The 6,969-nt window shown below is 68.8% G+C and carries 6 protein-coding genes; 3 read left to right on the top strand and 3 right to left on the bottom strand.

Translation table 11 applies throughout. From position 1 onward, the window contains the following. The 3 genes from BEP68_RS12430 to BEP68_RS12420 all read right to left on the bottom strand — a co-directional run. On the bottom strand, positions 1–752 hold a 752-nt coding region (locus BEP68_RS12430; RefSeq protein WP_187249289.1), incomplete at its 3' end, for a DUF222 domain-containing protein. Positions 753–1,046: 294 nt separating this feature from the next. After that, positions 1,047–1,862: an SDR family NAD(P)-dependent oxidoreductase gene (locus tag BEP68_RS12425; RefSeq protein ID WP_053095450.1), complete on the bottom strand. Its 816-nt coding sequence runs from the start codon at positions 1,860–1,862 to the stop codon at positions 1,047–1,049. Positions 1,863–1,934: 72 nt separating this feature from the next. After that, complete coding sequence (locus tag BEP68_RS12420; RefSeq protein WP_187250136.1) at positions 1,935–2,681, bottom strand: SDR family NAD(P)-dependent oxidoreductase; 747 nt, start codon at positions 2,679–2,681, stop codon at positions 1,935–1,937. Between the two features lie 243 nt (positions 2,682–2,924). Here BEP68_RS12420 and BEP68_RS12415 point away from each other — a divergent pair, with 243 nt between their 5' ends. From BEP68_RS12415 to BEP68_RS12405, 3 genes are read left to right on the top strand one after another with little or no spacing between them, the layout of a single operon-like run. Further along, the gene (locus tag BEP68_RS12415) at positions 2,925–4,382 is read left to right on the top strand and encodes an APC family permease (RefSeq protein ID WP_187250135.1); all 1,458 of its coding nucleotides are present in this window, start codon (positions 2,925–2,927) and stop codon (positions 4,380–4,382) included. Between the two features lie 33 nt (positions 4,383–4,415). Continuing rightward, a complete protein-coding gene (locus BEP68_RS12410; RefSeq protein ID WP_187250134.1) occupies positions 4,416–5,255 on the top strand; it encodes a molybdenum cofactor biosynthesis F family protein in 840 nt (279 codons plus the stop codon). A 1-nt stretch (position 5,256) separates the two neighbouring features. Beyond that, positions 5,257–6,900, top strand: coding sequence for an amidohydrolase (locus BEP68_RS12405; protein ID WP_187250133.1), 1,644 nt, complete (start codon positions 5,257–5,259; stop codon positions 6,898–6,900). The last annotated feature ends 69 nt before the right edge of the window (positions 6,901–6,969 follow it).

Here is a 6,969-nt window from a genome sequence, read left to right as displayed (position 1 = left end):
CCTTTGGGGTTGAGGATCGCGTCCAGGATCAGCTGCAACTGCGCCGCGACCTCTGGGGTCAGATACCCGCGGATCGCGTGCACGCCGTCCGTGAGACGACCGATCGTGATGCCCCGCCGGCGCCGGGAGTCCTCATCCTTGGGTTCTTCCCCATCGGGGTCGAACATCGACGCGAGATCCTCGGCAAGGGCCTTCAAGTCCTGCGGGGTCGGCGCCGGACCCGGCTCATCAGCCTCCAGGCCCTCATCATCAGCGTCGACCACGACGCCGTGGCCGCGAGCACACCCCGCCAACGCGACATCCGCCGCCAACCGCTGATCCACCGTCAGCCGATCCCACACCTTCTCGATCGGCCCCGTCGCCGCGAGAAACCCGGCCACCCCGACCACCCCATCCAGCAACGCGAGACGCATCTCCGACCACCGGGCCGGCATCCTCTCCCCCGCCAGACTCACCGGACGCCGCACCAGATCGACGACCCTGTCGACCCGGGACGCGCCCCGCACATCCACCGACACCGCCCGCTGCAACAACTCATTCAGCCCCCGACACCCCGCCGAATGCGGAAAGTCCGCCGCGTCGCCCGTCGCGATCGTCTCGACGATCACGGCCTCCGCGCGGCGGAAGACAGCACCCGCACCCTGCAGAACAGTCACCCGATCCGCATCCGACAACCCCGCGAGCGCGTCATCGGACAGCACCGTGTCGAGGTCGGCGATGACCCGATCCAGAAGCTCCGCAGTGCTGTTCATACCCCCAGTCAACCCGGGGCCACCGACACTCGAGACCCGAAACCACCAAGAATTACCCCAGATCAGATCCGTATTCCAATCTCCCAGAATGGCACAGCGCAGGCGCCCAGATCGCGCGCGAGATGCGGGGGAAACCCCAAGAGGCACGACCGACAGGAGGAAGCGGGGAAGAGGCGAAAGACGGGATACGTGAGAACGGAGAACACAGCGGCGTCATCGGAGCGCGAACGACCGAACCGGGAACGAGAGCGCCCACGCCGGGGACGACCGACCATGCGCCCGAGCGACCGCCTCCTACATCCCCGCCCGGTCGAAGGCGATCGTCGGCACATCCACGACGTGTGACCCGCCATCCGCCACGATCACGGCACCGGTGACGTACGACGACTCCCCCGATCCCAGGAACCGCACGACCGACGCGATCTCCGCCGGCCGAGCCGGGCGCCGCAGCGGCACATCCGCCGTGACGGTCGCATACGCCTCTTCCCGCGAGCCCAGCCCGGCATGGGTGGCGAACTCGTCCATCTCGTCGTCGGCCATCGGCGTCTGCACCCAGCCGGGGCACACCGCGTTGACGCGCACACCCTGCCGTCCGTAGTCGCGGGCGAGGGTCCGCGTCAGCCCAATGAGCGCGTGCTTGCCCACGGTGTATCCCGCCACCGACGGACCCGCGAAGAGACCTGCGAGAGACGACACGATCACGATCTGCCCTTTCGCCTCGATCAGCGCAGGCAACGCCTCTCGCGCCATGACGAACGCCGTGGTGAGGTTCGCGCGGATCGCCGCATCCCAGCTGTCGTCGTCGGTGTCGGCGACCGGCGAGAAGCCGTGTCCGCCGGCATTCGCCACCAGCACGTCGAGGCGCCCGAACGTCGCGAGCACCTCCGCCACCGCTGCCTGCGCCGATGCGGTGTCAGCGGCATCCGCGATGATCGGATGCGCGCCGACGGCGTCGGCCACGGCGCGCAGCGGCTCGGGCCGACGCCCGACGACCACGACGTGCGCACCTTCAGCGGCATACCGTTCGGCGATCGCCGCCCCGATGCCGGTACCCCCGCCGGTGATCACGATGACCCGCCCGGAGACCGTCGATCCCACTGCACTACCCATGTTCGCTCCTGTTCTCGCCGCGCTCACGCGCTCTCGCCGCGCTCCTGCGCAGATCCGTCGTCCCCGTGACCATCAGGCCGGGAATCCTGATCGGGCCGAGTACCCGAAATCGCTGAGGATGGTCGTGCCGTTGATCGCTCTGCTGCGCGGCGACACGAGATACAGCACGTGTGAAGCGACGTCCTCGGGCGTCTGCACCTCGAAAGCCGGGGAGACGAACGCGTGCTCCCCGAGGTCTCCACGGCTCATCGGGGTGTCGACGATCGACGGCGCCACCGTGTTCACCCGGACATCAGTGCCGGCGAGATCCACCGACAACGATCGCCCCAGCTGCACGAGCGCGGCCTTCGATGCGCAATAGGGCGCCATGCCGGGCGACGACACGAACGCCGAGTCGCTCGCGAGCAGCACGACGGATGCCGAAGGCGACGCCCGCAACGCGGGAAGGACCTGCGCGAGAACCAGGAACGCCCCCGTGACATTGACCGCGAACACGGCGTTCCAGTCGTGAAGCGAGATCTGCTCGATCGTCGATCCGACCGGACCCGAGATCCCCGCGCAGCACACGACCGCATCCACCCCGCCGAGCTCCTCGACGGACGTGGAGACCGCCAGCGCGACCTGTGTCTCGTCGGTGACATCGACCACCCGGACCACAGCGTCATCGCATCCGCGTGCCGTCTCTGCGAGCGCAACGGCATCCCGATCGAGGAGCGCCACGCGCACCCCCTCCGCGGCGAGCGCGCGGGCGGTCGCGCGGCCGATACCGCTCGCGGCGCCGGTGATCAGCGCGGTCGTGCCCGTCAGCTGCAGGTCCATGATCTCCTCGAGACATCGCCGCGGCGCCAGCGGCGCTCCGCGAGGACGGCGGTGTCATCACCGTCATCCTGCTCCGCCGGATCCGGGCCGGGAACACGACCAGGACGGCTGTGCGCGCTGGCACCATCGTCCTTCGCTCAGGGTCAACCGCCGCGCTCCCGGCACGAGCAGACTCGCTGTATCGACGAACCCCTCGTCGTCGATGCCGTGCCGACACGGCCGTCACCGAGCAAAGGAGCCGACGTGGCAGACCCGATATCTGCGTCCACGACGCAGCAGGACCACACCTCTCTTCGACCCGGCGCGCTGGGCGTCGCCGGGATCGTCTTCCTCGTGCTCGCCGCCGTCGCACCACTGACCGGCATCGTCGTGGTCGCCTCGCTGGCGATCGCCCTTGGAAACGGCGGCGGCACGCCGATGGCCTTCTTCATCGTGGCCGCGATCCTGCTGCTGTTCGCCGTGGGATACGCGCAGATGTCGAAGCAGCTGGTCAACGCCGGCGGCTTCTACGCCTTCGTCGTGAAGGGCCTCGGTCGCACCGGCGGTCTGGTCGCCGGCCTCATCGCCACGCTCGGCTACAACTTCTTCGTCGTCGGCACGATCGGCACCAGCGGCTTCTTCATGCAGAACATCATCCGCGACCTCACCGGCCTCGACGTGCACTGGCTCATCTGGGGTCTGCTGTCGATCGTCGTGTGCTTCGTGCTCGCACGGGTCGGGGTGGACTTCTCGTCGAAGATCCTCGGTGTGTGCCTCGTGCTCGAGGTGCTGATGCTCGTGGTGTTCGACGTGTCGGTGCTCGTGCAGACCGGATACGACGTGGCCGCGTTCAGCCCGGAAGCCGTGTTCTCGGGGTCGCTGCCGATCGGCCTCCTCCTGGCCGCGACGGGCTTCCTCGGCTTCGAGGCGACCGCCCTGTTCAGCGAAGAGGCGAAGCAGCCGCTGCGCACGATCCCGCGGGCGACGTACACCTCGATCATCGCGATCGGCGTGATCCTCGGCGTCACCACCTGGGCGGTGGTGAGCGCGACCGGCGTCGCGCAGGCGCAGGCAACCGCTCTCGAGCACCTGCCGACGGGCGACCTGATCTTCATGCTGTCGCAGCAGTACCTCGGGGGCCCGCTGACGACCGTGATGATGATCCTGCTGCTGGTCAGTCTGTTCGCGGCGATGCTCGCGTTCCACAACTCCGCGACGCGCTATCTCTACTCCCTCGGGCGCTCGCGGATCCTGCCGCACGCTCTGGCCCGCACGCGCCGCAACGGCGCCCCGCAGCTGGCAGGAATCGTGCAGGCATCGTTCGCGGCGATCGTGGCGATCATCTTCGCGATCGCCGGTGCCGACCCCATCCTCACGCTCGTGCCGGCGATGCTCGGCTTCGGCACCCTGAGCGTGCTGATCCTGCAAGGGCTCGCCGCGATCTCGATCGTCGTGTACTTCCGCCGTGCCGGCGATCCACGATGGTGGAGCACGTTCATCGCACCCGGAATCGGATTCCTCGGCATCGCCGCGATCTCGGTGCTGGCGATCGTGAACTTCAACATCGTCGCCGGATCCGAGGAGCTCGCCATCCGTCTCATGCCGCTGCTGCTCGTGGTGGCGCTGATCGGCGGCATCGTCTACGGCGCGTATCTCAAGCGCTCCCGGCCCGCCGTGTACGAGGGCCTCGCATCCGACCTCGAGCGTTTCAGCGCTCGCTGACGCTCCCGCAACCCCACTCACCTGAGGAGAGACATGACGACTCTGAACCCCGCAGACACCTCCACCTGGCTCCCGCTCGAGGGCCTGGCTCCCGGCTTCGACGCGAACAAGGCTCCGCATACGACCGCGTTGAGCGGTCGGGAGATCACCGTCGTGGACGCCCGGGGAACCCGCATCTCGCACCGGTTCGCCGACACCACGGTCGCGTGGGACTACCGGCCCGGTGCCGACGACACGACAGCACCCGCCTCCGACACCGACGACTACGAGGCGTTCGAGGTCGACGACGACCTGTACTTCGTGCAGTTCCATCACGACTACCTGCCGAACGAAGCAGTGTCTCTGATCGTCGACCTACGCCACGGCCGCGTCCTCGCCGTCATCTCGGTGATCCTGCCCGCGCCCGAGCAGGGACGCACTCGCGTGCAGCACGTCTTCGCGCCGAGCATCATCGACGGAGCGACCGTGACGGGCGCAGAGCCGGCGCCGACGACGACGCTCATCGGTCGCCGGGTCGAGTGGATCTACAGCGAGGAGCACGCCTACGAGCACGTGTACCTCTCGGAGCGCTGGTACTCATGGCAGTGCCTCGCCGGCCCCGAGCGCGGCCTCGCAGACACCGACGAGAACAGCGTGTGGGAGGTGCGCCCCGGGATCTACGTCTTCGCATGGCGCGAGAAGGTCATCCCCTGCGCATCGGTCACGATCGCCGACCATCGCGACGTGAACGCGATCCGCTCGCACGGCGTGCTCTTCGGGCTCGACGAGTCGGGCGAGGTGCCCACGCACTTCACGTTCGGCGCTCACGGCCGACTGCTCTCGACGACCCATCACACGAACGGCCTCGAGCCGGCGCTCTTCGGAACCCTCTGAGATGACGACGGCCGAGCTCATCGTGACGGGCTCGGTGATCCGCACGGCGGATCACCGAGCACCGATCGTCGAGGCGTTCGCGGTGCGCGACGGGCGGATCCTCGACGTCGGCACGCGGGCCGAGATGGACGCGCACCGCGGACCGGACACGAGGATGCTGGATGTCGGCGATGCCGCGGTCTACCCCGGCTTCGTCGACGTGCACAACCACCACGCTCTCGCCGGGCGCACCGAGCTGTTCGAGCTCTCGCTGCCGCCCTCGCTGGGCCTCGACGACATCCTCGACCTCGTGCGCGAGAAGGCCTGCGCGCTGCCGCCCGACGCGTGGATCGTGGGCGGCCCTGTGTCGACCACTCTGCTGCCCGGCCTCGCGAACAGCTCGGTCAGGCAGCGTCTCGATGAGGCGGCCGGCGGTCGCCCCGTCGTCCTGGTCGAGGACTCGAGGCACAACAGGTGGGCGAGCACGCGGGCGCTGCAGCTCGCCGGGATCACCGCCGACAGCATCCCCTCCGGCGGAGTCACCGTGTTCGATCCCGATGACGGCACGCCGACCGGGGTGCTGTTCGAGGCAGCGGGAATCCCGGTGCAGGAGGCCTACGATCGCAGCGGTGGGCTGACGGGCGAGCAGCACGTGGCCGCGTCGCGCCGCGGCGTCGAGATCCTCAACTCCTACGGCATCACGACCTTCCAGGATGCCGGAGTGTCGACCGACATCCTCGCCGCCCTCGCGACCCTCGACCGGTCGCACGAGCTCACCGCCTGGGTCGTCTCGTCGCTGCTGATCAACGATGAGATCTTCGGGTTCGATCCGATCGGCACCCCGCTCATCGACCTCGGTGAGCAGTTCCGCACCCCGCACCACCGGCCCGACTTCGTGAAGATCTTCCTCGACGGAGTACCACCCGCGCGCACGGCGTCGTTCCTCGAGCCGTATATGGCGGATGCCGTGCACGGTGCGCACTTCCACGGCGAGACGACGATGGACTTCGACGAGCTGCACACCTGGCTGCGGTCGGTGGCCGAGCGCGGACTCGGCGCCAAGGTGCACTGCACGGGAGACGGATCGGCGCGTCTCGTGCTCGACGTCGCCGAGCGCATCCGGTCCGACGGCTTCACCACCCCGATCCAGATCGCGCACGGCCAGTTCCTCGCCGACGACGACATCCCGCGCTTGCGAGCCCTCGACGTCTCGGCCGACATCTCGCCGTTCATCTGGTTCCCGGGTGTGATCCCGCAGGCGCTGGCCGAGGTCCTCGGCGACCGCGCCGAGCATTCGCAGCCCAACCGTGCCCTGCTCGACGCCGGCGCGCTCGTCGCCGGCGGCTCGGACTGGCCGGTGAGCGAATCGCCGAACACCCTCGAGGGGCTGCAGGGTCTCGTCACGCGCGCCGATCCTCTCGGCCGAGCGCCCGGCGTCCTCTGGCCCGAGCAGGCGATCACGGCGGAGGAGGCCCTGCAGGTCTTCACGATCAATGCCGCGACCGCGATGGGCCTCGGCGCGGAGACCGGATCGCTGACGCCGGGCAAGTCCGCGGACTTCGTCGTGCTCGCCCGGGATGCGATCGCCGGCCCGGCCGACGAGATCGTGCACACTCCCGTGCGGTCGACGTGGTTCGCCGGTCGCGAGGTGTACTCCGCGGGCTGATCACATCGCCTGGCGTGCGCGTCATTTCCCTGTGGGGTCGATGACGCACCGCTCAGCAGCGATTCGGAT

The organism is Microbacterium sp. 4-7 (genome assembly GCF_014332665.1).
Taxonomy (GTDB): domain Bacteria; phylum Actinomycetota; class Actinomycetes; order Actinomycetales; family Microbacteriaceae; genus Microbacterium.
Note: the sequence above shows the minus strand (reverse complement) of the source record. Positions and strands in the feature narration are given on the sequence as shown.

Bases quoted from the DNA above. Each gene is read 5' to 3' on its own strand.
- BEP68_RS12420 (WP_187250136.1), bottom strand. From the start codon at position 2,681: ATGGACCTGCAGCTGACGGGCACGACCGCGCTGATCACCGGCGCCGCG.
- BEP68_RS12410 (WP_187250134.1), top strand. From the start codon at position 4,416: ATGACGACTCTGAACCCCGCAGACACCTCCACCTGGCTCCCGCTCGAG.
- BEP68_RS12425 (WP_053095450.1), bottom strand. From the start codon at position 1,862: ATGGGTAGTGCAGTGGGATCGACGGTCTCCGGGCGGGTCATCGTGATC.
- BEP68_RS12405 (WP_187250133.1), top strand. From the start codon at position 5,257: ATGACGACGGCCGAGCTCATCGTGACGGGCTCGGTGATCCGCACGGCG.